This is a genomic window from Methylobacterium sp. AC315, from assembly GCF_979253755.1.
The window spans coordinates 316735-342410 of sequence record NZ_CEEDEA010000005.1 but is presented as its reverse complement, the minus strand read 5'-3'; the positions used below and the strand labels follow the sequence as shown (position 1 = coordinate 342410).

The following is a 25676-nucleotide window of genomic DNA, read 5'->3' as shown; positions in this document are numbered from 1 at the left end:
GGTGGCCGCCGGCTTACCGACAATGACGATGCGCTGATCGCTCAGCTTCCTGCCATCACCAGTGCCCAGAACCGCTTGTAGCGGGTGTTGGGCGCATCGACCCGGGCGATGCCGATCCTGCGGATCTGCGGGAGCAGCATGTTCCTGTTGTGCTCGGAGCTGGCCTTCCAGCGCGCCAGCACCTGTTCGAAGGTCTCCGAGCCGGCGCTGAGATTCTCCGCCGCGTAGGACTTCGCCAGGCCGGCCGAGGCCATCCGCGATGTGAAGCTGCCGCCGACATCGTGGCTGAGCTGGCCGTTGCGCGCGTTGTTGCCGGCCTGGAACGCGGCCGCCTTCACCAGGCCGCCATCGACGACGACCGGGCTCAATCCGTGCTGGACCCGATAGGCCGAGATCGCGGCCGCCGCCGCGACCTCGTCGAGGATCGCGGTATGAGTCGCGTTCTCGACATTGGGCTTGGGCGTGAAGGACAGGCCGCCGCAGCCGGCAAGTGCCAGCGCCAGGGCCGCGGCGAGAGGAAGGAGAGCTTTGGACACGGTCGATCGCAGTTCCGGGAGGGATGCGTCTCCCTCCGGACCGGTTGCGGCGAAAGCGCGGCGCTGGGAGACGCCCGCAGGCGCAACAGCCCGACCGTGGCACCACGGCCACGGATCTTATGCCGCGAGCGCGTCGCCCCCGAGCATGACCGGCGCGAATACGCGCAGAAGATCGGGATCCAGATGGCCAATCCCGTCGACCATGATCGCCAGCGCCTCGGCGGGGCTGGCGGGTTGGCGATAGGCGCGCCGTTCGGTCAGCGCCGAGAACACGTCGCAGATCGCCACGATCCGCACGAGATCGGAGATCGCCCGGCCGGAGAGCCGGTCCGGGTAGCCGTTGCCGTCCAGCCGTTCGTGATGATGCAGGACGACATCGATCACCTCGGCCTCGAAGCCGCCCTGAGCCCGCAGCAGGTCGGCGCCGATCACGGGATGCCGCTGCATCAGCCGCAGCTCTTCCGGATCCAGATGGCCCGGTTTGTTCAGGATCTCCGTCGGGATCCGCGATTTGCCGATGTCGTGGAGCAGGGCGGATCGCACGAGGCGGGCGAGATCGATCCGGCTCAAGCCGATCTGCGCCCCGAAACTGGCAGCGTGTCCCGCGACCCCGAGGGTGTGCTGGTAGACGCCGACATCATGGCGCCAGACTTCGGCGAGCCAGGCCGTGATCCCGGCCTCCGAGACGGCAGCCAGAACCAGTTCGATGCCGCGCTCGACATCGGCGCGCTGCAGGCCCGCCCCGAGCGCCGCACTGTCGAACAGCTCGGCCACGATCCCGGTGGCATCCGTGACGCGGCCGACGAGGCGCTGCATGCGGGTTTCCACCGAGCGCGTCACCGCCTCGATCATGGCGAAGACGTTGGCCAGCACGAGCTGGCGCGGTGCGGCGGCGGGCAACTGCCGAAGATGCGGCGCCGGGCTGAGCGGCTCGCCGCGGACCAGGACCAGGCGCGGGATCGGACGGCCGCGATGGGTCAGGGCCGGCTCGAAAGCCGCGGCCTGCGCCGGATGCAAATCCAGGATGATGAGGTGCGGGCGCCCCGCCGGGATCGCCGAGCCGGCGGCAACCGCCCGGCAATCCATGACCAGCGCGATGGCGCGCTCCAGGGCCGCCCGCTCGGTCGGGCGATCCGAAATCAACAGCACGAACGGGCTGTTTGCGGTCTGCGCTTGTATGCCGAGGGCCAACGCGGTTGCTCCCCGGTCCGCATGGTCAACGATATGTTGACGCTAACGGAAACCTTTGAGCAAAGTGTTAACCCTACGCAATCTGCCGGCGTATAGGCGCCGAAAAACAGTGTTTACGCGAGGCTGACGGCGCCGTCCTGTCGGGTCTGCTGCGCGACGGGCTTGCCGGCATCGGACGCCGGGCTCAGTACGTCGGCGAGCTTGACGGCCAGGAGGGCCTGGCAGGCGGCGAAGGCGGTAAATACGACGACGAAGTTGGCGATCATCGGAAGGCTCCGGTACGGCTCGGCTGGACGCTGAATGGTGCGATGCAAGAAATGCCATGCCGCAACGCAAACTGGTATGCCAAATACCGAATGCCAAATATGTCGAGAGCGCATGCCCTCGCCGAGGCGGTGAAACCGACCGGCCGACGCATTTCCGAAGGGGATCGCCACTTTCTAAGCGACAGCCTCGTGCGATCCGCGAGCGACGTGTTGCACCGCAAGCGCGGCTGCAATCACAGGCACGGCTGAGGATTGAGGTCGCTTGTAGCGTGCCGTGGCGTTGAACGGACCGCTAAGCGTTGTCGCGCCAATTCCCGCTTGGGACGGACGGTCAGTCCAGATAATCGCCGTAGGTGTCGACGTGTTGCGCCAGCCCAAGACCGTGCTCGCGCACGAGCCGCTCGGCCGTGTCGGCGTTCCGGGCCTCCAGCGCGGCGATGATCGCCACGTGCTCGCGGATCGAATGCTGCGCGCGGTCGCCCTGCCGCAACGCGGTGCTGCGAATCCCCCGCACATGCATCAGCAGATTGCTGGTGAGCTCCGCAATCGGCTCGCAATGTCCGAGCGCGATGATCCGCTGGTGGAAGCGGATGTTGGCATCCGAATATTCGTCGATGTGCTCGGACGGCTGTCCTTCGTAGAATTCCGGGAATGATTCACGCAGGGCACGTAGCTGCGCGTCGGTGGCCCGGGTGCAGGCGAGCCGGGCCGCCATGCTCTCCAGCGCCGTCCAGGCGTGGATCATGCCGACGATTTCGCCCTTGTTCTTCTTGATGACGAACACGCCGCGGCGCGCCTCGGACCGGACGAACCCCTCCTGCTCCAGCACGGTGAGCGCCTCGCGCACGGGTGTGCGGCTGACCCCGAGATCCTGCGACAGTTTCCGCTCATCGAGCCGCACCTCATCGGGCCGCCCGTAGATATCCATGTTGGTTATAGCAGTTTTGAGCGCTTCATAAGCCAAGGTCCGTAGACTGGAGCTGGCGACGATCGGTTTAACGCTCAACGGTTCTGAGTTCGACATGCCTCGTCCAGCCGGCCCACGCCCATATTGTCTCGCACGTGTTCTCTGTCGTGCGCTCGTAAAACGAACTAACGCAAACCTTTTCCCGATCCTAGTCAATTACGAGCCGACCCACAGACCCTTGGGCCTGAGCGCAGTCCGGCCCCCGCGCCGTCGAGGAGCACTATCTGGAACGGTAGTTCCGGATTTGGCCCATACGAATGACGGCGCGCATTAATCCAGCGGCATATTCGTGTATTTTTATGCAGGATCGATTGACAGAATCTCCCGTCGCCAGCACCATCCTTCTGGCATACCGTACACCAGCATGTATTCGGTGACGGGGTGCGACGGTCAGTGATAACACCGGCAGAGTTTTCGTTTGTCTGTCGGTCAAGAATTTTTCAAAGCATGCCGTTCGCTTTGTTCTGACAAGGGCGGCCGTGTCCGGGCATAAACACCGCCAGGATTAGATACAGAATAATAAATCCAGCCAGGAGGGAAGCGTATGTCCGAGATTCGCAAACCGGTTGGGGCGGGCCGATGGCTGCAGCTCGCATTCGGCGTCGTCTGCATGTGCATGATCGCCAACATGCAGTACGGCTGGACCTTCTTCGTGAATCCGATGCAGGAGCGTCACGGCTGGGATCGCGCCGCGATCCAGATCGCGTTCACGCTGTTCGTCGTCACCGAGACTTGGCTGGTCCCGATCGAAGGCTGGTTCGTGGACAAGTACGGTCCGCGGATCGTCACCTTGTTCGGCGGCCTGCTGTGCGGCATCGCCTGGGTGATGAATTCCTACGCCGAAACGCTGACGATGCTCTACGTCGCCGCCGCGATCGGCGGCACCGGCGCCGGAGCGGTCTACGGCACCTGCGTCGGCAATTCGCTCAAGTGGTTCCCGGACCGCCGCGGTCTCGCCGCCGGCATCACCGCGATGGGTTTCGGCGCCGGTTCGGCACTGACCGTCGTGCCGATCCAGGCGATGATCAAGTCGCAGGGCTACGAGGCCGCGTTCTTCTACTTCGGCATCGGCCAGGGCGTGATCGTGATGCTGATCGCCCTGTTCCTGCGGTCGCCGGCCAAGGGCCAGGTCCCGGACGTCGCCCGGGTCAGCCAGTCCAAGCGCGACTTCAAGCCCGGCGAGATGGTGCGCACCCCGATCTTCTGGGTGATGTACGCGATGTTCGTCATGATGGCCGCCGGCGGCCTGATGGCCACCGCGCAGCTCGGCCCGATCGCCAAGGACTTCAAGATCGCCGACGTCCCGGTCTCGCTGCTGGGGATCACGCTGCCTGCGCTTACCTTCGCGGCGACCCTCGACCGCGTGCTCAACGGCGTGACGCGGCCGTTCTTCGGCTGGGTCTCGGACCATATCGGCCGCGAGAACACGATGTTCATCTCCTTCGCCATCGAAGGTCTGGGCATCTACGCGCTGAGCCAGTTCGGTGAGAACCCGATCGCCTTCGTGCTGCTCACCGGCCTGGTGTTCTTCGCCTGGGGCGAGATCTATTCGTTGTTCCCTGCGACCTGCGGCGACACGTTCGGGTCGAAATACGCGGCGACCAATGCCGGCCTGCTCTACACGGCCAAAGGCACCGCGGCCCTGATCGTGCCCTATACCAGCGTGCTCACGACCATGACCGGAAGCTGGCACACGGTGTTCCTGGTGGCGGCCGGTCTCAACATCCTGGCGGCGCTCCTGGCCCTGTTCGTTCTCAAGCCGATGCGCGCAGCCTACACCAAGGCCCCGCAGACGAGCCTGGCACCAGTTCTGGCCCAGTAACGGCAGGACCCATCCGCTCAGAGGCCCGGCGCCGCTTTACGGCGCCGGGCCTTCATGCGTACCGGATGCCGGCTGCAACCGGAGACCGGGCATGGACAAGGACGAACGGATCGCGCGCGAAGGCGTCGTCGCGGCGGCGCGGGATCTCGACGCGCAGGGTCTGAACCGGGGCACCTCGGGCAACGTCTCGGTGCGGTTCCGCGACGGCCTGCTGATCACCCCCTCGGGGGTGCCGACGGCGCGCATGGGCCCGGACGACATCGTGCCGATGGCCCTCGACGGGACCTACCCGGCGGGGCTCAAGCCGTCCTCGGAATGGCGCTTCCACCGGGATATCCTGGCGGCGCGGCCCGAGGTGGGCGCCGTCGTCCACGCCCACCCGATCCACTGCACCGCCTTCGCCCTCTGCGGGCGGCAGATCCCGGCGGTCCACTACATGATCGCAGCCTTCGGCGGCCCCAACGTGCGCTGCGCACCCTACGCGCCCTACGGCACCGCGGAGCTGTCGGAACTGGCGCTCGCCGCCCTCGAAGGCCGAAACGTCTGCCTGTTGGCCAATCACGGCATGATCGCCGCCGGCGGCAGCCTAGAGAAGGCCGTGTGGCTGGCCGTCGAGTTGGAGACCCTGTGCTGGCAATATGCCGTGGCGCTTCAGGTCGGGGCTCCGAACGTCCTGTCCGACCACGAGATCGCCAACACCGTCGAGCGCTTCCGCGGCTACGGGCTCAATGCCACCGACTGATATCGGCGCTCGGTCGGCAGTCAGCGCCCGAGAAACTGCCCGACCGCGATGCCGCCGGACGCGGCGAACTCGGCGGCCGAGACCTTCTTGCCGTCCTCCGGCTTGACCTTCCGGACCTCGATCCAGCCGCCCTGCGCGCAGACGCTGAACCCGTCGTCGTCCACGACGATGACCTCTCCCGGCTTGCCCTTCACGTCGCCCAGGCGGCGGACCGGGTGCAGGCGCGCATCGAAGATCTGCAGCTTCTTGCCGGCCAGGGTGGTCCAGGCGCCCGGAGCCGGGTTCGCGGCGCGGATCAGGTTGTAGATCTGCTCGGCATGGGCGGACCAGCGGATCTCGGCCTCCGCGGTACGGAACCAGCCTTCGTAACTCGCCGCGTCCTCGTCCTGGTCGATCTCGATATGCTGGCCGGCCGCCACGAGGTCAGCCGCCTCCAGCATGGCGTCCACGCCCATCGGGAACAAGTTGTTGAAGTAGATGTCTCCGAGGGTCGCATCCCCGCCGATCTCGCAGACCTTCTGCAGGATCACCGGGCCCTCATCGAGGCCGTCAGTGGGGCGGAAGATCGTCAGCCCGGTCTGGAGGTCGCCCTTGGCGATCGGCCAGTTGATCGAGGACGGACCGCGATAACGCGGCAGCAGGCTCGGGTGGTATTGGATGGTGCCGTGCTTCGGGATGGTGACGAAGCTCTGCGGCGCGAATTGCAGCACGTACGCCATGATGCCGATATCGGCCTCGAGGCCGCGCATCGCCGCCTCGGCCTCCGGGCTCTTCAGGCTTGGGAATTGGAAGACCGGCAGCCCGTGCTCCTCCGCCGCGGTCTTCAGCACGTCGGGCTTGGCACCGGGCTTCTCCGGCGCGCAGAACACGCCCGCCACGGTATCCCCGCGCTTCAGAAATGCCTCCAGGACGGCCTTGCCGAAGTCCTGCTGACCGATGACGGCGATGCGCATGGGCGATCCCTGGCGTCGTCCGGCCCCGAAGCGAGGCGGGATTTCTTGAGTTGGACTACGACGTTAAGCGGGCAGTCGGCGGCGATCCCGGACGCTCGGCCCGGAATCGCCTGAGGGCCTTACTCGGCCGCGATCTTCTGCACACCCCCGATGGCGCCGGAGCCGGAGATCTCGCCGACCTCCTCCTCCGAGTACTTGAGCACGTCGCGCAGGATCTCCTGGGTGTGCTCACCCAGGAGCGGCGAGCGCACGACCTCGGTCGGGCTCGCCGAGAGCTTGATCGGGTTGCCGACCGAGAGGTAGCGTCCGCGGGTCGGGTGATCGACCTCCACGATGGTACCGGTCGCCCGCAGCGCCTCGTCGGCGGCGATCTCCTTCATCGACAGGATCGGGCCGCACGGGATGTCGTGCCCGTTCAGGATGTCCATGGCCTCGAACTTGGACATCTTCATCGTCCAGGCCTCGATGCGCGTGAAGATCTCATTGAGGTGCGGCAGGCGCGCCTTCGGGGAGGCGTAGTTCGGGTCCGTCTTCCAATCGGGCTCGCCGATGATGTCGCAGATCGGGTCCCAGACCGCTGCCTGGGTGATGACGTAGATGTAGGCGTTCGGGTCCTGCTCCCAGCCCTTGCAGCGCAGGATCCGGCCCGGCTGGCCGCCGCCGGAATCGTTGCCGGCCCGCGGGGTCGCCTCGCCGAACGGGATGCCTTCGCCGAACTGGCTGTATTCCTTTAGCGGGCCGTGCTCGAGGCGCTGCTGGTCGCGCAGCTTGACCCGACAGAGGTTCAGCACGCCGTCCTGCATGGCGCAGTCGACCTTCTGGCCGAGGCCGGTCTGGGTGCGGTGGTAGAGCGCCGTGACGATGCCCAACGCCAGGTGCAGGCCGGTGCCGGAATCGCCGATCTGGGCCCCGGTCACCATCGGGATGCCGTCCCGGAACCCGGTGGTGGAGGCCGAGCCGCCGGCGCATTGCGCGACGTTCTCGTAAACCTTGCAATCCTCGTAGCGGCCGGGGCCGAAGCCCTTCACGGATGCCAAGATCATGCGCGGGTTCTTCGCGTGGATCTTCTCCCAGGTCAGACCCATCCGGGCCAACGCGCCGGGGGCGAAATTCTCCACGAGGACGTCGCATTCCTCGATGAGGCGCCAGAGCACCTCCTTGCCCTTCGGGTTCTTGGAATCGAGCGTGAGGGAGCGCTTGTTGTGGTTCAGCATCGTGAAATACAGGCTGTCCACATCCGGGATGTCCTGCAACTGCTGGCGGGTGGCGTCGCCGACTCCCGGCCGCTCGACCTTGATCACGTCAGCGCCGAACCAGGCCAGAAGCTGGGTGCAGGTCGGGCCGGATTGCACATGGGTGAAGTCCAGGATGCGGACGCCTTCAAGGGCCTTGGTCATGGTCGGTCTCGGATCTCGGATCGGGTTTCGGGAAGCGGCGGGCTGTGTCTCAGGTCGGGTCCGTGATCGGCCTGGCGCCGACGGACGGTGACGGGCTGCAGCGGTGAGGTCTCGCGCGCCGCGCCGTCGCGACGGCTGCGTAACGATCTTGGAGACCCGCGTCCCCGCGTCTCGGACGGATCATGCCGACACTCCCTCCCGATGCGCGGTCCCGTCGATTCGCGGACCCGTCACGCCGGCCCCGTCGAGAGGGCCGTCACACTTGTATACCACATGCCATTCGCGGGAGGCGAGTAGAAAGAAGCACTCGCGAAGGTTGTAGGCATCGCCCTAGCATAGACCCAAGAGTTCTGCGTCTCAACGCTGCGGGCTCCGTGCACTGGGGGAACTGATCCGGTCCCTCTTGGCATGCGTCTTAAGGCGGTCCATCATTCCGCCAAAATCCACCGTTCGCCAAACGGACGGTCCCGCGACAACGCTGAACGAGGAACGCCCATGCTCGCCAGCACCAGCTTGATCAAGTCTTCCTGGATCGCCGTCGATGTCGACCGCGACCGGGCGGAACGCGTGCTCGTCGTCGAGACCTACATCGCCGTGAGCCCGCTGGAACCGAATTTCGATGCCGCGCAATATGACCGCGTATTGTGCTGCGTGCAGAAGGTGTTGAAGGCGCATCCCGACATCGACCGCGCCTCGATCCTCAGCATGCACCGCGGCTCCGGCTGCACCGCCCTGTTCCGCGAGCCGCCCGCGGATCTCGCGAGGCCCGCGGCCGCCTGAAGTCCGCACCACGCTGGCGGCTTGCATTGCCCGCCCTGTGGGCGTGGTCCGGCTTACGGCGTGCTCGGCTCCGGGCCAGGCTGTGGCTCGTGTGAGTCGAGGGCCACCCGGGCGGCATGAAACCACCAGAGCGGGATGTCCCGGTTGGCGGTGGCCAGGTCCGACGCCCAGCCCTCCTTCGGCATGACCTCGGCCCTGTCGGCGAACAGGCGGAGCGCGCTCTCGGCCCGCTCACGTCGGCATCGTTCGCGGATCGCGACGCGCTCGGCTTCCGCCCGGGCGTCGGTCTGCTCGATCAGGCGGCGGGTCGCCAATTCGTCGGCATCGAAGGCGAAGCGTTGCCAGAACGCTTCGGCCTCCCGGGCGACGTCCCTTTCCCGCAATGCCGTCGTCAGTTCGGCGTCGGCGGTCACGCGCTCGGCTTCCGCCGCGTTGGCCCGCGCGAGCACCCGGTTGTTGGCCTCGAGCAACTCGCGTTCGCGCTCCGGCGCCATGCGCTGACGCCGCAGGACGCGCAATTCCTCGTCGCGCGCGGTGACATCGGTTCGATCCGTGATCAGGGCGGCGAGGGGACCTTCGGCCAGGGCGTCGGCGCGTTCGAGATAGCGCTCGCGCAGCCCGGGGTGATGCGTATCGAGGGCGTCATCGTCCCACGCCGGGTAATCGGCGATCCCGCTGCCGTCATGCTCGTAGAGGGTGCGCGCCAGGGCACGGCGCAGGTCGTCGGGCGGCGAGATCGCGACGTGTTCGTTCATGACGCTACGCTGGCGGCGAGTAACGGGATGGCAGTCAACGCGCTCGTTCAGCCGACGGACTCAGGGGCGCATGACGAACACACGTCATCGCACGGAAAATCGCGACCCGCACGCAAAGCCCTTGTCAGCCACGGGCGTGACAGTGCTGAGAGTCTTCTGACGGCTTCGGTCCAGCGATACAGGAATGAAGCAGCCGCGCGCTTTACAGGCTCGATGACCGCGGCTCAGCGCGTACATCTTTCCGGGCGCCGTGACCATCGCGGCGCCGTGCGATCCGCATTGCAAGGTCCGTCACCTGCACACACGTCCGGTTTGCGTCGGCCTCAATCCGAAGGCCGGCGGCCGGCGTTCAGTAGGATGCTCTCGATCTGCCTCCGCCAGGGGGGCGGCCATCGCGAAGCGCCGTCCACAACCAAAGGCCCGGGTGCGCGGCGAGCCTACGCGTCCGATTTGCGGGCGATGCGTTCCAGGACGTCGAACATCGGCTTCAACTCGTCCAGGTCGAGCTGATGGAATCCCAGGGTCCGGCCCATGATCACCCCGAGGATCGCGAAGAACAGCACCGAGCCCTCGCCGGGGCACGTGCTGTTCATCCCGCCGAGCCGGTCGAGTTGATCGGCCACGAAGGCCCGGTAATCGTTCAGAGCTTCGGGATACTCGATCGACGCCAGGAGCAGCGCCCGCGATGACTCGTCGTCGTCGCAGTAATGCGAGCGGACATGCGCCACCATCGCCATCGGCAATTGCGACGGCCCGGGCGGAACTTCACCCTCGCAGGCGACGATTTCCTCACGCAGCTCGGTGAGCTTGCGGGCCACCAGGGCCAGGATCAGCGCATCCTTCGATGCGTAGTGGTGCAGGACGCCGCCCTTGCTGAGACCGGCCTCGACCGCGACCGCATCGATGGTCAAGGCCCGTGCGCCGCCCTTGCGCAACACGGCATCGGCCGCCTCCAGGATGATTTCCGGCCGTTCCGCCAGCCGCTGCCGTTTCGCACGCATAGGTCACCATTTTAGAAACCGACTGGACGGTATGTAAGCGATGTAGTAGGACCGCGTCACGCCGTTGGGCGCCCTTCGTCTGCAACGGCCGCCGACAAGATCCGCATGTTCGCTCAACGATACACAGCTCTCGTGCTCGCGACGATTGCGCTGGCACCAGCGGCCCGGGCGGCCGAACCGGCGGCGGAGCCCGATTCGGCGCTCGTGCGGGTCCGGATCGTCGAGGCGCGGCGTACGCCGGTCGCCTCGGAGGTCGTGCTCACCGGCGACATCCAGGCTCAGGCGCAGGTCAATGTCTCGTTCCGGACGAACGGCAAGGTCGCCGAGCGTCGGGTCGAGGTCGGCGACCACGTCGAGCCCGATCAGGTCCTCGCGGTGCTGGAGCCGCTGACCCAGCGGGCGAACCTCGACAACGCCAAGGCCGCCGTGGCCTCGGCCGAAGCGCTGCTGACCCAAGCCAAGATGGCGTTCGAGCGTCAGAAGCAGCTCCTGGCCGGCGGGTACACGACGCGGCCGAGCTACGACAATGCCGAGCAGGAGCTGCGGACCACGCAGGCGGCGCTCGATTCGGCCAAAGCCGCGCTGGGGACCGCGCAGGAGCAGTTCTCCTACACCGAGTTGCGCGCCGGCATCTCCGGGATCGTCACGAGCCGCAGCGTCGAGGTCGGCCAGGTGGTCCAGTCCGGCCAGACCGTCCTGGTGCTGGCGCAGGACGGCCCCCGGGATGCGGTGTTCAACGTCTACGAATCGCTGACCGCCCGGCCGCCGGGCGACAAGACCATCACGGTCACGCTGCAGACGAACCCGTCGATCTCGGTGAACGGCACGGTCCGCGAGATCTCGCCGACGGTCGATGCGTCGAGCGGCACGGTACGGGTCAAGATCGGGCTGGAACAGACGCCGCCGGCCATGGGGCTCGGCGCGGTTGTCATCGGCCACGGGCGGTTTGCGCCACACGATGCGGTCATCCTGCCCTGGTCCGCGCTCTACCGCTACGGCGGACGCCCCGCGGTCTGGGTCTACGATCCCGGCAACCGAACCGTGTCGGTCCGCGCCGTCGAGATCGATAAATACGGGCCGGATGTCATCGCCCTGAAGGGCGGGATCGAGCCGGGCGAGCGCGTCGTGATCGCAGGTATTCAATTTCTGCGTCCCGGACAGGAGGTTGCTGCCAACCTCGTCGAGAGCAACCCATGAGCACGCGTGCGGTTCTGACTCTCACCGCCTGTGCGGTGATTCTCGGCGGATGCGGCGGACACGATGACCAGAACGCTGAGGCCGCGCCTGCACCCGTGCGGCCGGTCCTCACGCAGGTCGCCGTGCCGAAGGACGCCGTCATGTTCGGCCCCTTCGCGGGGACGGTCGAGCCGCGCTACCAGTCCCAGCTCGGCTTCCAGATCCCCGGCCGGATGATCGCGCGCGACGTGACCGTCGGCGACATCGTCACCAAGGGGCAGCGGCTGGCTGCCCTCGACACCGTGGTCACGCGGTTCGACCTCACCCGCGCCGAGGCCGATCTCGCGGATGCCCGGGGGCAGGCCGAGAATGCCGACGCCGCCGAGGCGCGCGCCCGGCGGCTCATGTCGGGCAACAACGTCTCGCAGGCGACCCTCGATCAGGCCGTGGCCAAGCGCGACACTGCGAAGGCGCGGCTCGATCAGGCGGCAGCGAGCCTTCAGAAGGCCCGGGACCAGATGGGCTACACCGAGCTCAAGGCGGAGTTCGACGGCGTCGTCACCCAGCGCCTTGCCGAGATCGGGCAGGTGTTGAGCGCCGGACAGGGCGTCGTCACCGTCGCCCGGCCGGAAATCCGCGAGGCGGTCGTCGACATTCCGGAGCAATATGTCGGCGCGCTGCCGGCGGATGGGGTGTTCACGGTGTCGCTCCAGAGCGCGCCCGAGCTGACGGCCCGGGGGCGCGTCCGGGAGATCGCGCCGCTCGCCGAGGCCGGGACACGGTCCCGGCGCATCCGCATCACGCTCGACGATCCCGGCCCGGCCTTCCGCCTGGGTGCGACGATCGACGTGGCGCTCTCCCGCACGGTGCCGCGCCACGTCCTCCTGCCCGCCGCAGCGCTGCTGGAAGACGGCCCGCGCCGCTCGGTCTGGGTCGTCGATGCGGCCGGAACATCGGTGGCGCGCCGGGATGTGACCCTGGCCTCTAACCCGGAGACGGTCGAGGCCGGACGCGTCGCCATCCGTGACGGTGTCGAACCGGGCGAGCGGGTCGTCGTCGCCGGCGTCCACGCCCTGCAGCAAGGCCAGGCCGTCCGCCTGACCGACGACGCCCGTTGATCCGGTCGGACGAGGGTTTTCCGTGAAGGCTTTCAATCTCTCCGACTGGGCGCTCGGGCACCGCTCGTTCGTCTGGTTCCTGATGGCGGTCTCGCTCGTGGCGGGCGTGATGGCCTATAGCCGCCTGGGCCGCGAGGAGGACCCACCCTTCACGATCAAGACCATGGTCGTGCAGACGACGTGGCCCGGCGCCACCATCAAGGACACCCTCGATCAGGTCACCGACCGCATCGAGAAGGAGCTGCAGCAGCTCAACGCCCTGGATTACGTCCGCAGCTACACGACGCCGGGCTCGTCGACGGTGTTCGTGCAGTTCCGCGACACGCTGAAGAAGTCCGAAGTTCAGCCGGCTTTCTACCAGGTCCGCAAGCGCCTTGGTGACATCAAGGGGCAGTTCCCGGACGGCGTGCAGGGCCCGTTCTTCAACGACGAGTTCGGCGATGTCTACGGCAACATCTACGCCTTCACGGCTGACGGGCTGACCTACCGCCAGCTGCGCGACTACGTCGAGGGCATCCGAACCGAAGTGCTCAGGGTCCCCGACATCGGCAAGACCCAGCTGATCGGAACCCAGGCCGAGACCATCTATCTCGACTTCTCGACCCGCAAGCTCGCCGGCTACGGCATCGACTTCCAGGCGCTGATCAAGGCGCTTCAGGCCCAGAACGCGGTGTCGGCCTCCGGCGTGGTGCAGGCCGGGCCGGAACGCGTCTCGCTGCGGGTCAGCGGCTCCTTCACCTCGGAGGCCTCGCTGCAGGACGTGAACCTGCGGGTCAACGACCGGTTCTTCCGGTTGGCCGACATCGCCGAGATCAGCCGCGGCTACGAGGATCCGCCCGCCCCGATGTTCCGGGTCGACGGCAAGGCCGCCATCGGCCTCGCCATCGCCATGCGGCCGGGCGCCAACCTGCTGCATTTCGGCGAGGCGCTGAAGGCGCAGATGCGGCGGATCGAGGCGACGCTTCCCGTGGGCGTGGGCGTCCACTTGGTGTCGGATCAACCCAAGCAGGTCGAGCACGCGGTCGGTGGCTTCACCGAGGCGCTGGTCGAGGCCGTGGTGATCGTGCTCGCGGTCAGCTTCGTCAGTCTTGGCGTGCGCGCCGGACTGGTGGTCTCGGTGTCGATCCCGCTGGTGCTGGCGATCGTCTTCGTGGTCATGCAGATGATGGACGTGACGCTCCAGCGCATCTCGCTCGGCGCGCTGATCATCGCGCTGGGCCTCCTTGTCGACGACGCCATGATCACGGTCGAGATGATGGTCGCCCGGCTGGAGCAGGGCGACACGCTCCGCAAGGCGGCGACCTTCGCCTACACCTCGACGGCCTTCCCGATGCTGACCGGCACGCTCGTGACGGTGGCGGGCTTCCTGCCGATCGGCTTCAACGGCTCGGGCGCGGGTGAATACACCTACTCGCTGTTCGTGGTGCTGGCCGCCGCGCTGCTGGTCTCCTGGGTGGTGGCCGTGCTGTTCGCCCCGCTGATCGGCGTGACGCTGCTGCCCAAGACCGTGAAGCACCATGCCGAGAAGCGCGGGTTGTTCACCCGCCTGTTCCTGGCGATGCTCAAGCTCGCGATGGCCTGGCGCTGGACCACGGTTGCCCTTTGCCTGGCGCTGATGGCGCTGGCCATCGTCGGGATGGGCCATGTCCAGCAGCAGTTCTTCCCGTCCTCGGATCGCTCAGAAGTGCTGGTCGACCTGACGCTGCCGCAGAACGCCACCATCGCCGAGACCAAGGCGCAGATGGACCGGTTCGAGGCGAAGCTGAAGGACGATCCGGACGTGACGAGCTGGTCGTCCTATGTCGGCCAGGGCGCCGTGCGCTTTTATCTGCCCCTCGACCAGCAGCTCTCCAACGCGTTCTACGGCCAGATCGTGGTCGTGACGAAATCCCTGGAGATCCGCGATCAGGTCATGACGCGGCTGCAGGCGATCGGCCGGCGCGACTTCGTGGGCACCGATGTTCTGATCCAGCCCCTGAGCCTCGGCCCGCCGGTCGGGCGCCCGGTCCAGTACCGCCTCAGCGGCCCGGACATGGAGACGGTGCGCCGCCTCTCCCTCGACCTCGGCAACGTGGTCGCCGCCGACAAACGTCTCGACGTGCCGACCTTCGACTGGAACGAGCCCGGCAAGGTCCTGCGGGTCGAGATCCTCCAGGACAAGGCGCGCCAGCTCGGGGTCACCAGCCAGGACATCGCCGGTATCCTCAACGGCATCGAGGGTGGCCAAGCGATCACCCAGGTGCGCGATTCGATCTATCTCGTGAACGTCGTCGGGCGGGCGCGGGCGATCGAGCGATCCTCGCTCGATACTCTCCAATCGCTGCAGGTCGGCCTCGCGAACGGCTCCGTCGTGCCGCTGCTGTCCTTCGCGCGGATCGGCTACGACCTGGAACAGCCGATCGTCTGGCGCCGGAACCGGCTGGCGACCGTGACGGTGCGGGCCACGATCCGCGACACCACGCAGCCGGCCACCATCGTGACCGCCCTCCAACCCGGCATCGACGCCTACGCGAAGGCGCTGCCCGAGGGCTACGCGCTGGAGACGGGCGGCGCCGTGGAAGAATCAGCCAAGGGCCAGGGTCCGATCGCCGCCGTCGTCCCGGTGATGCTGCTCACCATGGCGCTGCTGCTGATGGTGCAGCTCCAGAGCGTCGGCCGGATGCTGCTGGTCTTCGCCGTGGCGCCCCTCGGGCTGATCGGCGTGGTCCCGGCGCTGCTGCTGTTCGACAAGCCGATGGGCTTCGTGGCGATCCTCGGGATTTTGGCGCTGATCGGCATCATCATCCGCAACGCCGTGATCCTGGTGAGCCAGATCGAGGAGTTCCGGGACGAGGGCATCGCACCCTGGGATGCGGTCTACGAGGCGACCCACCACCGGATGCGGCCGATCCTGCTCACTGCCGCCGCGGCCAGCCTGGGCCTGATCCCGATTGCCCGGGAAGTGTTCTGGGGACCGATGGCATTCGCCATGATCGGCGGTATCCTGGCGGCGACCGTCCTGACACTCCTGTTCCTGCCCGCCCTTTATGTCGGCTGCTATCGGATCCGGCCTGAGAGCCGCGACCGGCACGCGGTGCAGAGTGCCTGAGCATCCGACATCACGGATCGCAGCGTGGCCTACGCTGCGATGAGCGGTCGGCCCGCCCCTCCGCCCCCTCAGGGCGGGCCGACCGTGAATCTTTTCCCCCCGCATGCCTGCCGCGCAGTGGCTGGAAACTCCCGGCTGTTCCGACGCGTAAGGCGCCTGGAGCCGAGGAGCACCGCCCGCATGAACGCCTTCATCGCCGTCGTCCTGGTCTGCGCGAACGGGATCGCCCAGGAGGCCTGCACCGATGCCGAAGCGCTGGAGGTGCGCAAGGTCCGCGTCGCCAACGAGCTCGGTTGCGCCACCGGCTGGCAGGAGATCATCGCCCGCACCGAGCGGCGCGACGAGATCGGCAAGTCCGCCTACCTCAAGACCGAGTGCCGCCGGGTGAAGGAGCCGCAGTGACCGGATGCGGCCCCGCTACTTGTCGTACTTGATGTAGGCGAAGCGCGGATCCGACGGCGTGCCCTCCAGACCCTGTCCCTCCAGGGCCGGCTGCCAGGACACGACATCTTCGATCTTCTTGGCCAGGGCGAAATCCTTTTCGGTGATGCCTTTGGCCGCATGGTTCATCAGCCGAACCTCGACCCAGGCGTAGGACGCCGTGATGTCGGGGTGGTGCCAGGCGGCCTCGGCGAGGTGGCCCACCGTGTTGATCACCATGAGCGTGCCCTTCCACCCCGCCGTCTTGTAGGTGCGGCGGATCCAGCCGTCCTCCAGCCGCCAGTCCGGTAGCTCCGCCTTGAGCCGCGCTTCCACGGCCGCCTCGTCCAGAACGCCTTCGCGCCGTTCGGTCATTCGCCTCGTCCTTTTCGTTCCGTCGGAGGCCGAGGGTGCCCGCGCCGTCGGCGGCGCGCAAGCGCGCAGGGGCGCCGGCCCCGGTGGACGGAGCGCCATGCGGGCCCTATGACCATTTTCCAACGGCGTCAGGACAAGTCCACGCCCAAGTCTGCGATCGTCCAAGACCGCACAATACGATGGGAGAAGGCGTGATGCTGTCACGGCGCGCAATGCTCGCCGGCGGCCTGCTCGGCGGCCTCGGCCTGCGGGCGGCGCGGGCGGACGTGCCGGCGATCCGCCTGGGGAGCCTACCGTTCGGCACCTCGACCTGGGAGGCGGCGGTGATCAAGGCCCGCGGCCTGGATACCGCCAACGGTTTCCAGCTCGACGCGGTCAAGCTCGCCGGCAACGACGCGGCGCGGATCAGCTTCATCGGCGGACAGGTCGACACGATCATCGGCGACCTGCTCTGGGCGGCCCGCCTCGGCAACGACGGCCAGGCCGTGCGCTTCATCCCGTACTCGACCTCGGAGGGCGCCGTGATGGTGCCGGCCGACAGCCCGATCAAGAGCCTCAAGGACCTCGACGGCAAGCGTTTCGGCGTCGCCGGCGGCCCCCTCGACAAGAACTGGCTGCTGCTGAGGGCGCAGGCCCGGGATGCCGCCGGCATCGATCTCGAGCGCGCCACCGAGATCGCGTACGGCGCACCGCCGCTGATCACGCTGAAGCTGGAACAGGGCGCCCTCGACGCGGCGCTGACCTACTGGACCTATTGCGCCCGGCTCGAGGCCAAGGGCTTCCGCCGGCTCGTCGGCGCCGAGGACATCATGCACGCGCTCGGTGTCGCCGGCGACGTCTCCCTGATCGGCTACCTGTTCCAGGATGCCATCGTGAAGGAGAAGCCCGAGGCCGTGGCGGGCTTCGCCCGGGCATCCCGGTCCGCCAAGGATATGCTGGCCTCCGACCCGAGCACCTGGGAGATCGTGCGCCCGCTGATGGCAGCCGAGAACGAAGCGACGTTCGAGGCTCTCAAGCGCGACTTCCTGGCCGGCATCCCGCGCCGGACGGTGGCGGCGGAGCGAACCGACGCCGAGAAGCTCTACGCCGTCATGTCCCGGCTCGGCGGTGCCCGCCTCGTCGGCAAGGGCGCCGGGCTGCCGCCGGACCTCTATTACGACAACGGACGCGATGGCTGAGCTGCCCGCCAGGCTGGCGTTCAGGGCGGGAATCCGGATCGCCGGAACCGCATGGGCGCGCTAACCCGCATCGCGTCCCTCATCGTCCTTCTCGCCGCCTGGCAATTCGCCGCGCTGGAGGCTGGCTCGCGCCTGTTGCCGGCTCCGATGGCGGTGCTGCGCTTCATCCTGCAGGAGGCCGAGCGCGGCGACCTGTTCCACAATGTCGGGATGACGCTACTGCGGGTCGCGATCTCCTTCGCGGTGGCGATGGTGCTGGGGATCCTGCTGGGGGTGGCGCTCGGCCGCTCAAAGGCCGCCGACCTGACCCTCGACACGCCGCTCCTCGTCCTCCTCAACACACCGGCGCTGGTGATCACCGTGCTGGCCTACGTCTGGGTCGGGTTGACCGAGACCGCCGCGATCCTGGCCGTGGTGCTCAACAAGCTGCCGAACGTCGCGGTGATCGTGCGCGAGGGCGCCCGCAACCTCGATCCCGGCCTGGACGAGATGGCCCGGGCCTACCGGTTCGACCGGCGCACCTGGGCGCTGGACGTGCTGGTGCCGCAGCTCCAGCCCTACGTGGTCACGGCGGCCCGTTCCGGCCTGTCGCTCGCCTGGAAGATCGTCCTGGTGGTCGAGCTGCTGGGGCGGCCCGACGGGGTCGGCTTCGCGATCAACTACTACTTCGTGCAGAGCACCGACGTGGCCGCGATCATCGGCTACAGCCTCGTCTTCATGACCGTGATGATCGGCATCGACGTCCTCCTCCTCCAGCGGCTCGAAGCGCATGTCCGCCGCTGGCGCTGAACCCGTCCTGCAGGTCGCGATCGACGCGAAGCGCTACCGCTCGAAGGGCGCCGAGCCGGTGGAAGCCGTCCGCGACCTTTCGTTCGCGGTCGGAGCCGGCGAGATCGTCTGCCTGATCGGGCCGTCCGGCGCCGGAAAGACCACGACGCTGCGGATCCTGCTCGGCCTCGACACCGATTTCGAGGGCCGCGTCTCCGGGGCCGATCACGCCGGCATGGTTTTTCAGGAGCCGCGCCTGCTCCCCTGGCGCAGCGTCGAGCACAATGTCCGGCTGGGCCTGCCGCGGACTCGGCGCGGACGCGACCTCGACGCCCTGTTCGCCAAGCTGGGCCTGACGCCCTGGCGCGGCAGCTACCCGAAGGCCCTGTCGGTCGGGATGCAGCGGCGCGTCGCGCTGGCCCGGGCGCTCGCCGACGCGCCGCGCGTTCTGGTACTCGACGAGCCGTTCGTCTCCCTGGACGATGCCGCGGCGGCCGAGCTGCGCGGGTTGGTGGTCGATACCGTGGATTCGGCCGGCATGAGCGTCCTGATGGTGACGCACAACGTCGCCGAGGCGATCGGGATCGCGGACCGGCTGCTGCTCGTCTCGAAGCGGCCGGCGACGCTCATAGCGAACGTCACGCTCGACCGCCCGCGCAAACAGCGCGACCGTGCCTGGGCCGAAACCACCCGGGCCGCCCTGGCGGCGCAACATCCGGGGATCATCGCGGAGTAGCCTGCACGCCGTGCGGACGGTGCGCGGACGGTGCGCGGACACATGGACCGAGGGGTCAGTTCGCCTTGGCGTCCACGTCCATCCGGTCGAGCAGGGCTGCCGGCGAGCGCGCCGCGCCGATATCGATGAAGCCGATGCCGGCGGGCTCCTTCGACTTGGCGTGCAGAACGAGCTTACCCGGCTTCATCACGAACTGGCCCATCGCCGCCCCGATGCCCTTGGCCGCCGCCGTGTTGCCGAGGATCACCGGCACACCGAGCAGGCTGGCGGTGACGTATTCCTTGCGCAGCTCGTCCGGTCGCAGGCTGAGATCCTTCGATTGCGCGGCGAGGAACCGCTCGAACAGGCCGGCATTCTCGACCGTGAGATCGAGGCTCTTGGCGCTCCCCGTGAACATCAGCATCGTGGCGGCGGGCAGGCTTCCGTTGAACAGCTCCGGTCCGATGCCGCCGAGGGTTCCGGACAGCCGGACAGTCCCGATCTCGCGCCCCGAAATCGTGACTTCGCGCAGCGACAGGTCGCGGGCTTTGCCGTCCAGGGCCGCGTCGGCCACGAGATCGAGGTCGAGATCCCGATAGCCGTAGGCCGGTAGCGCGCCGATGATCGGCGCGCCGGCCACGAACTCCGCCGGGAGGCTCAGGCCGGTGAGGGTCAGCCGTCCGGCATTCGGCACGCCGTCCTGCGGCGGGCCGAAGGACAGCTTGGCTTCCCGCAGGGCCACCCGGCGTGTCGGCGCCGGTGTGATCGTGACGGAAAGCGGGTCGCCGGGCGGCACGGTCGCGTTTTTGGGCTCCGAAAGCCTTCCGTCGGTGGGCCGACCCATCGTCGGCTTCCCGGGCGCGGAGGCGCGGGGGGGCGCGCGGGGATCCGGCGGGACGGCCTTGGGAAGCTCGGCGTCGAGCGGGAGGTCGATGCTCAGATCGGTCAGGGTCAGGCCGCCCAGTGCCGGTGTCAGCCGATGCATCTCGGCATCGCTGAACCCGGACCGACTGGCGGGATCGGCCGCGGCGTTGCGCAAAGCCGCGATGGTCGGCGCGAGCGAGACGTCCGCCAGCGCGAGGCGGGCGAGATGCGCGCGCAGGCTGCCGCGGGCGAGCGTGATGTTCTCCAGGACCGTGCCCGCATCCGACCCGGCGGCGTAGGTCGCCCGAGCGATCTCGAACAGGACCGGTCCCTGCGGATCGGTGTTGCTGACGCTCAAGCCCTGCATGTCGAGGCTGCCCAACGTGGTGGCCTCGATCAGGTCGGCGGCGGAGGCCGCGAAGGTCCGACGGTCGTTGGGCCCCTGGAAGCCGGCGGCCACGATCTCGAACGCGCCGTTCCAGCCGTCCGGCACCTGTCGGCCGCCGAGGTCGCGCCCGTTCAGGCGCACGATCTTCACGGTGGTGCCGCGCGCGTCGGAATAGGTCACGTCCGAGACCTGGATCGTGCCGTAGACCTTCTGCACAGGGCCCTTGCCGTCGCCTGGAACGGTGTAGAGCCGATTCAGCGCCGCGAGGTCGAGGTCGGTCGCCCGGACTTGTCCGTAGGTGCCGTCGCCACGGTTCGGACCCGTGACGGCGCTGACCGTCGCACCCGCCGCCGTGAGTTCGCCCACGCGTCCGGCCTTCACGTCGCGGAGGACCACGTCGCGGTAGGTCACGGTCTGGCGGTCGTTGCCGGGGCCGGCATGCTCGGAGCTCAGCACCGGGATCGTCAGGCTGCCCGCGTCGAGCCGTGCCAGCCGGGATTCCCAGGGCTCGGCCGAATCGGGCTTGAGGATCGCCGCGAGCTCATCCTTGGACAGGCGCGTGCCGCTGGCCGTCAACTTCGGCGCCCGGAGCATCGTCCCTCCGAGCGGCAGCATGACGTCGGTGATCGTCACGTCCTGGACCGCAGCGGCGCCTTCCTGAGCCGCCAGGGGTGGCGGTGCCGCCGCCCCGGCGAGGCAGGCGAAGGCGCAGGTCGCGGCCAACGCCGACCGGAGGCGGGATCGGACCTTCGGATGGATCATGGGAGGGTCCGGATCACGGCTCGGCGGGGGTACCGCATGGGTGCCGCGTTTTACCGGCCGAGGCAATCGGACACCGGAGGCGCGGGCCCTAAGCCGGCTCCAGTGTCGTAGGCGCGCAACGGCCTTCCTCGAGGAGGACCGTTGCGACCGGTCAGAGCGAGAACGAGGTGCCGCAGCCGCAGGATGCGGTCGCCAGCGGATTCTCGATCTTGAAGGACTGGCCGATCAGGTCGTTGACGAAGTCGATGGTCGAGCCCGACATGTATTCCAGCGACACGGGATCGACGATCACGGTGGCGCCGTCGCGCTCGATCGCCACGTCCTGCGCCTCCCGGGACCGGGCGATGTCGAACGCGTAGGAGAATCCGGAGCAGCCGCCGCCGTTGACGCTGATGCGCAGAGACGCGCCCGGGGGCTCCGCCCCCATGATCTCGTTGATGCGCTTGGCGGCGCGGGGGGTCAGGGTGATCTCAGCCATCTTTAGCTCTGGCCACGCAGCTGTTCGGTGGACGGCGTCGCCCGGCTGTTGCCGAGCACGCCTAAGCCTACAAGATATGGGTTCGAGGCCCGCGCCGCAACGCGCCGGGCGGGGAGGGGTCATGATCAGGCTGCGCGAGATCGAGGATGGACGCCGTGCGGCCGAACGGTGAGCGCTGGCGGGCGGCCTACGCCACGGATCCTGCGCGGACGCGCGGACGGCTGATCGCCGAGGATTCCTCGCCGACACGTAGCGATTTCCAGCGCGACCGGGACCGGATCATCCACTCCACGGCGTTCCGCCGCCTGAAGCACAAGACCCAAGTCTTCGTGCACCACGAGGGCGATCATTATCGCACCCGCCTGACACACACCCTGGAGGTCAGCCAGATCGCGCGGGCGCTCGCCCGGGCGCTCGGTCTCGACGAGGATCTGGCGGAGGCTCTGGCGCTGAGTCACGACCTCGGCCACACCTGCTTCGGCCACACCGGCGAGGATGCGCTGGAGGCCTGCATGGCGGCCCATGGCGGGTTCGATCACAACGCGCAGGCGCTTCGCATCGTCACGCGGCTCGAACGGCGCTACGCAGGTTTCGACGGGCTGAACCTGGCCTGGGAGACCCTGGAAGGGCTGGTCAAGCACAACGGCCCGCTGCTCACAGAGGACGGTAAGCCGACGGCACGCTACGTCGAGCGCGGCATCCCGGCCGCGATCCTCGAATACGACGTCCTGAACCCGCTGGACCTGTGGAGCCAGGCCGGACCGGAGGCGCAGGCGGCGTCCCTGGCGGACGACATCGCCTACGCGGCGCACGACCTCGACGACGGTCTGCGCGCCGGCCTGTTCGAGATCCCGGAGCTGCGCGCGGTGCCGTTCCTGGCCGACATCCTCGACGAGATCGATCGCCTGCATCCGGGCCTTGACCCGTCCCGCGTCATTCATGAGCTGGCCCGGCGCGTGATCACCCGCTTCGTGGAGGATGTGATCCGCGAGGGCGGCCGCCGGATCGCCGCACTGGATCCCGGACGCGTGGAGGACATCCGACACGCGTCCGAGCCGGTCATCGTGTTCTCGCCGGCCATCGCGGAAGCGGATGCCGACATCATGCGGTTCCTCTGGACCCGGATGTACCGGCATCCCGGTGTCGTGGCGGTGCGCAAGAAGGCCGACGCCATCGTGAATGACCTGTTCGCGGCGTTCACGATGGCTCCGGCCCGGATGCCCGAAGAGTGGAGCGCCGGCCTGGCGGATGCACCGGAAGGGCGCATCGCCCGGCGAGTCGCCGACTACATCGCCGGGATGACCGACACCTACGCGGTGCTGGCCCATCGCAAGCTTTATCCGACGACGCCCGACTTGTACTGGGAGTTGCCGAGCCGGGGCCTTCCCCTCGCCGAACCGTGAGATCCGGCGGGGCATTGAACGCGATCAGCAGCCGCAGCCGCAGGTGAAGCTGCCATAGCAGCCCCCAGAACCGTATCCGCCGTACCCGCCATAGGCGGCCGGGTAGGCGTAGTCGTAGCCACCATAGGCCGCGGGATAGCCATAGCCGCCGCCATAGCCGCCACCGTAACCGTAGGCGCCGTACGCGCTGCCGGCGGCGAGCCCGAGCCCCAGGCCGATGCCCGCGCCGGCCAACCCGTAACCGAGGCCGCGTCCGTAGCCGCCGCGATACCCGTAGCCACGGCCATAGCTGAAGCCGCGGCCGTAACCGCCGCGCCCGGCGAAACCGCCGTGATAGCCGCCATAGCCGCCGTGGAATCCTCCGCCCCGGAAGCCCCTGGCCTCGGCGCTCGGTGCCGCCAGGGCTACCGCGCAGAGGGCCGCGCCCGCCAACATCAAGGTCTTCATGAAGATCTCCAAGATCCAGAATTTTGCGATCCTGTCGATCACATAGACTCATGGGACCCAAGACAAGATGGTCCGGGGGGCGTCGGTAGTCATCGCGTGGGGATAAACTGCGCTGGTCCGGCCGAATGCCCGATCGTTCCAGCGGCGCGGTTAACGCCGGCTTGCTCCGCGGACCGGCCGGCCCGTACCGCCGCCGTGACACTCTCCCGCCCCCTTGCTAGACGGCTCCCGGCGGGCGCGGGCCGAGACGGCCCTGCGGCAGCATCCCCGCGCGAGCGAGACCGAGACCGATGAACATCTTCGCCCTGTTCGAGGCGCGTGTGCGCGAGGCCGTGGAGGCGCTGACCCGCGCCGGCCAGCTGCCCCAGGGCCTCGACCTCGGCCGCGTCGTCGTCGAGCCGCCGCGCGACACGACGCACGGCGATCTGGCCACGAACGCCGCGCTGGTCCTGGCCAAGGAGGCCCGCACCAACCCGAAGGCCCTCGGGGAGGCCCTGGCCACGGAACTGCGCGCCGACCCGCGCATCCTGGAGGCCAGCGTCGCCGGCCCGGGCTTCATCAACCTGCGGCTGGTGCCCGGACTCTTCCAGGATGTGATCCGCAGCGCGCTCTCCGATCCGGACCAATTCGGCCGCGCGCAGCTTCCCGGGGGCCCGATCAACGTCGAGTACGTCTCGGCCAACCCAACCGGGCCGATGCATGTCGGCCACGGCCGCGGCGCGGTCTTCGGCGACGCCCTGTGCAACCTCCTGGTCGCAGCCGGCCGCAAAGTGACGCGCGAATACTACATCAACGACGCCGGGGCTCAGGTCGACGTCCTGGCCCGATCCGCCTACCAGCGGTACCGCGAGGCTCTGGGCGAGCCGTTCGCGATCGCCGAAGGGCTCTATCCGGGCGATTACCTCAAGCCCGTGGGCGCACATCTCGCCGAGACCCACGGCCGCGCACTCCTCGATCAGCCGGAAGCGCACTGGCTCCCCGCCGTGCGCGAGACGGCCCTCGCCATGATGATGGACATGATCCGGGCCGACCTCGCGGCGATCGGCATCCGGCACGACGTGTTCTTCTCCGAGCGGACCCTCCAGCAGAGCGGCGCCGTGAAGGCGCTGCTCGAGGAGCTGCGCGAGCGTGGGCTGGTCTACGAGGGCCGCCTCCCGCCGCCCAAGGGCCAGTTGCCCGAGGATTGGGAGGATCGCGAGCAGACGCTGTTCCGTACCAAGGACTTCGGTGACGACAACGACCGTCCGCTGCTGAAGTCGGACGGATCCTACACCTACTTCGCCTCCGACATCGCCTACCACCGCGCGAAGTACCTGGCGGGCGCCACCGAGCTGATCGACGTGCTCGGCGCCGACCACGGCGGCTATGTCAAGCGCATGCAGGCGGCCGTGAAGGCGGTCAGCGACGGCAAGGCGACGCTGGACGTGAAGCTGTGCCAGCTGGTGCGGCTGTTGCGCGCGGGCGAGCCCGTGAAGATGTCGAAGCGGGCCGGCGAGTTCGTGACCCTGCGCGACGTGATCGACGAGGTCGGCCGCGACGCGATTCGGTTCATGATGCTCTATCGGAAAAACGACGCGACCCTCGATTTCGACCTCGCCAAGGTGGTCGAGCAGTCGAAGGACAACCCGGTCTTCTACGTCCAATACGCCCATGCCCGCGTCCGCTCGGTGCAGCGGCAGGCGCGCGAGGCTTTCCCGGGCGCGGACCTGTCCGTGGCGGCGTTGCTGCGCGAGGCCGATTTCAGCCTCCTGACCGATCCCGGCGAGGTCGAGGTGATGCGGCTGATCGCCCAATATCCCCGCGTGCTCGAATCGGCGGCCGTGGCGCACGAGCCGCACCGGATCGCGTTCCACCTCTACGAGACGGCGGCCGCGCTCCATACTTTATGGAACAAGGGCAAAGACTTGCCGCAATTACGGTTTGTTAATGCAACCGACCGAAAGTCGACCTGGGCGCGGCTGGCGCTCGTCGAGGCTCTACGGAGTACCCTCGCGGCCGGCCTCGCAGTGCTCGGTGTGACCGCGCCGGATGAGATGCGATAGGCTCGATATGCATCGGGCCGGTGACCGGCCGTGATGTGAGGATG

The 25676-nt window shown here is 68.1% G+C and carries 24 protein-coding genes; 12 read left to right on the top strand and 12 right to left on the bottom strand.

Going from position 1 to position 25676, the window contains the following annotated elements; translation table 11 throughout:
• Window positions 1–41: 41 nt before the first annotated feature.
• The 4 genes from AC0IY0_RS11890 to AC0IY0_RS11875 all read right to left on the bottom strand — a co-directional run bounded on the left by AC0IY0_RS11890 (window position 42) and on the right by AC0IY0_RS11875 (window position 3017).
• Window positions 42–536, bottom strand: coding sequence for a CAP domain-containing protein (locus AC0IY0_RS11890; RefSeq protein ID WP_471763865.1), 495 nt, complete (start codon window positions 534–536; stop codon window positions 42–44).
• 117 nt (window positions 537–653) lie between these two features.
• Window positions 654–1727: an HD-GYP domain-containing protein gene (locus AC0IY0_RS11885; protein ID WP_419830505.1), complete on the bottom strand. Its 1074-nt coding sequence runs from the start codon at window positions 1725–1727 to the stop codon at window positions 654–656.
• A gap of 113 nt (window positions 1728–1840) precedes the next feature.
• The gene (locus AC0IY0_RS11880) at window positions 1841–1993 is read right to left on the bottom strand and encodes a hypothetical protein (protein WP_187193691.1); all 153 of its coding nucleotides are present in this window, start codon (window positions 1991–1993) and stop codon (window positions 1841–1843) included.
• Window positions 1994–2324: 331 nt separating this feature from the next.
• Window positions 2325–3017, bottom strand: coding sequence for a GntR family transcriptional regulator (locus AC0IY0_RS11875; RefSeq protein ID WP_147906701.1), 693 nt, complete (start codon window positions 3015–3017; stop codon window positions 2325–2327).
• A 487-nt stretch (window positions 3018–3504) separates the two neighbouring features.
• Here AC0IY0_RS11875 and oxlT point away from each other — a divergent pair, with 487 nt between their 5' ends.
• Both oxlT and AC0IY0_RS11865 read left to right on the top strand, forming a co-directional pair.
• The gene (oxlT, locus tag AC0IY0_RS11870) at window positions 3505–4782 is read left to right on the top strand and encodes an oxalate/formate MFS antiporter (protein ID WP_147906702.1); all 1278 of its coding nucleotides are present in this window, start codon (window positions 3505–3507) and stop codon (window positions 4780–4782) included.
• A 91-nt stretch (window positions 4783–4873) separates the two neighbouring features.
• Complete coding sequence (locus AC0IY0_RS11865; protein ID WP_147906703.1) at window positions 4874–5524, top strand: class II aldolase/adducin family protein; 651 nt, start codon at window positions 4874–4876, stop codon at window positions 5522–5524.
• A gap of 20 nt (window positions 5525–5544) precedes the next feature.
• On the opposite strand, the gene AC0IY0_RS11860 is transcribed toward AC0IY0_RS11865, so the two are convergent.
• Entirely contained in the window at window positions 5545–6477 is a 933-nt protein-coding gene (locus tag AC0IY0_RS11860; RefSeq protein ID WP_471763864.1) for a methionyl-tRNA formyltransferase, read from the bottom strand.
• A gap of 119 nt (window positions 6478–6596) precedes the next feature.
• Window positions 6597–7874 (bottom strand): formyl-CoA transferase, encoded by a 1278-nt coding sequence (frc, locus tag AC0IY0_RS11855; RefSeq protein ID WP_147854566.1) that lies wholly within the window; start codon window positions 7872–7874, stop codon window positions 6597–6599.
• 495 nt (window positions 7875–8369) lie between these two features.
• On the opposite strand from frc, the gene AC0IY0_RS11850 reads away from it, so the two are divergent.
• A complete protein-coding gene (locus AC0IY0_RS11850) occupies window positions 8370–8654 on the top strand; it encodes a hypothetical protein (protein WP_147906706.1) in 285 nt (94 codons plus the stop codon).
• 53 nt (window positions 8655–8707) lie between these two features.
• Here AC0IY0_RS11850 and AC0IY0_RS11845 read toward each other — a convergent pair whose 3' ends face one another.
• Window positions 8708–9409 (bottom strand): hypothetical protein, encoded by a 702-nt coding sequence (locus AC0IY0_RS11845; protein WP_471763863.1) that lies wholly within the window; start codon window positions 9407–9409, stop codon window positions 8708–8710.
• 437 nt (window positions 9410–9846) lie between these two features.
• A complete protein-coding gene (locus AC0IY0_RS11840) occupies window positions 9847–10410 on the bottom strand; it encodes a TetR/AcrR family transcriptional regulator (RefSeq protein WP_419830501.1) in 564 nt (187 codons plus the stop codon).
• Between the two features lie 105 nt (window positions 10411–10515).
• Between AC0IY0_RS11840 and AC0IY0_RS11835 the strand changes: the two genes are divergently transcribed.
• The 4 genes from AC0IY0_RS11835 to AC0IY0_RS11820 all read left to right on the top strand — a co-directional run bounded on the left by AC0IY0_RS11835 (window position 10516) and on the right by AC0IY0_RS11820 (window position 16194).
• Window positions 10516–11607, top strand: coding sequence for an efflux RND transporter periplasmic adaptor subunit (locus tag AC0IY0_RS11835; RefSeq protein WP_419830500.1), 1092 nt, complete (start codon window positions 10516–10518; stop codon window positions 11605–11607).
• A complete protein-coding gene (locus AC0IY0_RS11830) occupies window positions 11604–12704 on the top strand; it encodes an efflux RND transporter periplasmic adaptor subunit (RefSeq protein WP_419830499.1) in 1101 nt (366 codons plus the stop codon). Before AC0IY0_RS11835 ends, AC0IY0_RS11830 begins: the two co-directional genes overlap by 4 nt.
• Before the next feature lie 22 nt (window positions 12705–12726).
• Window positions 12727–15792, top strand: coding sequence for an efflux RND transporter permease subunit (locus AC0IY0_RS11825; protein ID WP_471763862.1), 3066 nt, complete (start codon window positions 12727–12729; stop codon window positions 15790–15792).
• Window positions 15793–15972: 180 nt separating this feature from the next.
• Window positions 15973–16194, top strand: a complete 222-nt coding sequence (locus tag AC0IY0_RS11820) for a hypothetical protein (protein WP_147906712.1) — start codon at window positions 15973–15975, stop codon at window positions 16192–16194.
• Between the two features lie 15 nt (window positions 16195–16209).
• Here the strand turns inward: AC0IY0_RS11820 and AC0IY0_RS11815 are convergent, their stop codons facing one another.
• Complete coding sequence (locus tag AC0IY0_RS11815) at window positions 16210–16587, bottom strand: 4a-hydroxytetrahydrobiopterin dehydratase (RefSeq protein WP_147906713.1); 378 nt, start codon at window positions 16585–16587, stop codon at window positions 16210–16212.
• 194 nt (window positions 16588–16781) lie between these two features.
• Between AC0IY0_RS11815 and AC0IY0_RS11810 the strand changes: the two genes are divergently transcribed.
• From AC0IY0_RS11810 to AC0IY0_RS11800, 3 genes are read left to right on the top strand one after another with little or no spacing between them, the layout of a single operon-like run.
• Window positions 16782–17765 (top strand): ABC transporter substrate-binding protein, encoded by a 984-nt coding sequence (locus tag AC0IY0_RS11810; protein WP_147906714.1) that lies wholly within the window; start codon window positions 16782–16784, stop codon window positions 17763–17765.
• A 51-nt stretch (window positions 17766–17816) separates the two neighbouring features.
• Entirely contained in the window at window positions 17817–18554 is a 738-nt protein-coding gene (locus tag AC0IY0_RS11805; protein ID WP_147906715.1) for an ABC transporter permease, read from the top strand.
• Complete coding sequence (locus tag AC0IY0_RS11800; RefSeq protein WP_471763861.1) at window positions 18535–19269, top strand: ABC transporter ATP-binding protein; 735 nt, start codon at window positions 18535–18537, stop codon at window positions 19267–19269. The genes AC0IY0_RS11805 and AC0IY0_RS11800 overlap by 20 nt, the downstream gene beginning before the upstream one ends.
• A 55-nt stretch (window positions 19270–19324) precedes the next feature.
• Here the strand turns inward: AC0IY0_RS11800 and AC0IY0_RS11795 are convergent, their stop codons facing one another.
• Window positions 19325–21262 carry a hypothetical protein gene (locus AC0IY0_RS11795; RefSeq protein ID WP_471763859.1) on the bottom strand — a complete coding sequence of 646 codons (1938 nt, stop codon included), beginning with the start codon at window positions 21260–21262 and terminating at the stop codon, window positions 19325–19327.
• Between the two features lie 151 nt (window positions 21263–21413).
• Window positions 21414–21740: a HesB/IscA family protein gene (locus AC0IY0_RS11790; RefSeq protein ID WP_147856233.1), complete on the bottom strand. Its 327-nt coding sequence runs from the start codon at window positions 21738–21740 to the stop codon at window positions 21414–21416.
• A gap of 146 nt (window positions 21741–21886) precedes the next feature.
• Between AC0IY0_RS11790 and AC0IY0_RS11785 the strand changes: the two genes are divergently transcribed.
• A complete protein-coding gene (locus AC0IY0_RS11785) occupies window positions 21887–23143 on the top strand; it encodes a deoxyguanosinetriphosphate triphosphohydrolase (protein WP_147906718.1) in 1257 nt (418 codons plus the stop codon).
• Between the two features lie 24 nt (window positions 23144–23167).
• Here the strand turns inward: AC0IY0_RS11785 and AC0IY0_RS11780 are convergent, their stop codons facing one another.
• Window positions 23168–23590, bottom strand: a complete 423-nt coding sequence (locus AC0IY0_RS11780; RefSeq protein ID WP_471763858.1) for a hypothetical protein — start codon at window positions 23588–23590, stop codon at window positions 23168–23170.
• 290 nt (window positions 23591–23880) lie between these two features.
• Here AC0IY0_RS11780 and argS point away from each other — a divergent pair, with 290 nt between their 5' ends.
• Window positions 23881–25632, top strand: a complete 1752-nt coding sequence (gene argS / locus AC0IY0_RS11775; protein ID WP_471763857.1) for an arginine--tRNA ligase — start codon at window positions 23881–23883, stop codon at window positions 25630–25632.
• The last annotated feature ends 44 nt before the right edge of the window (window positions 25633–25676 follow it).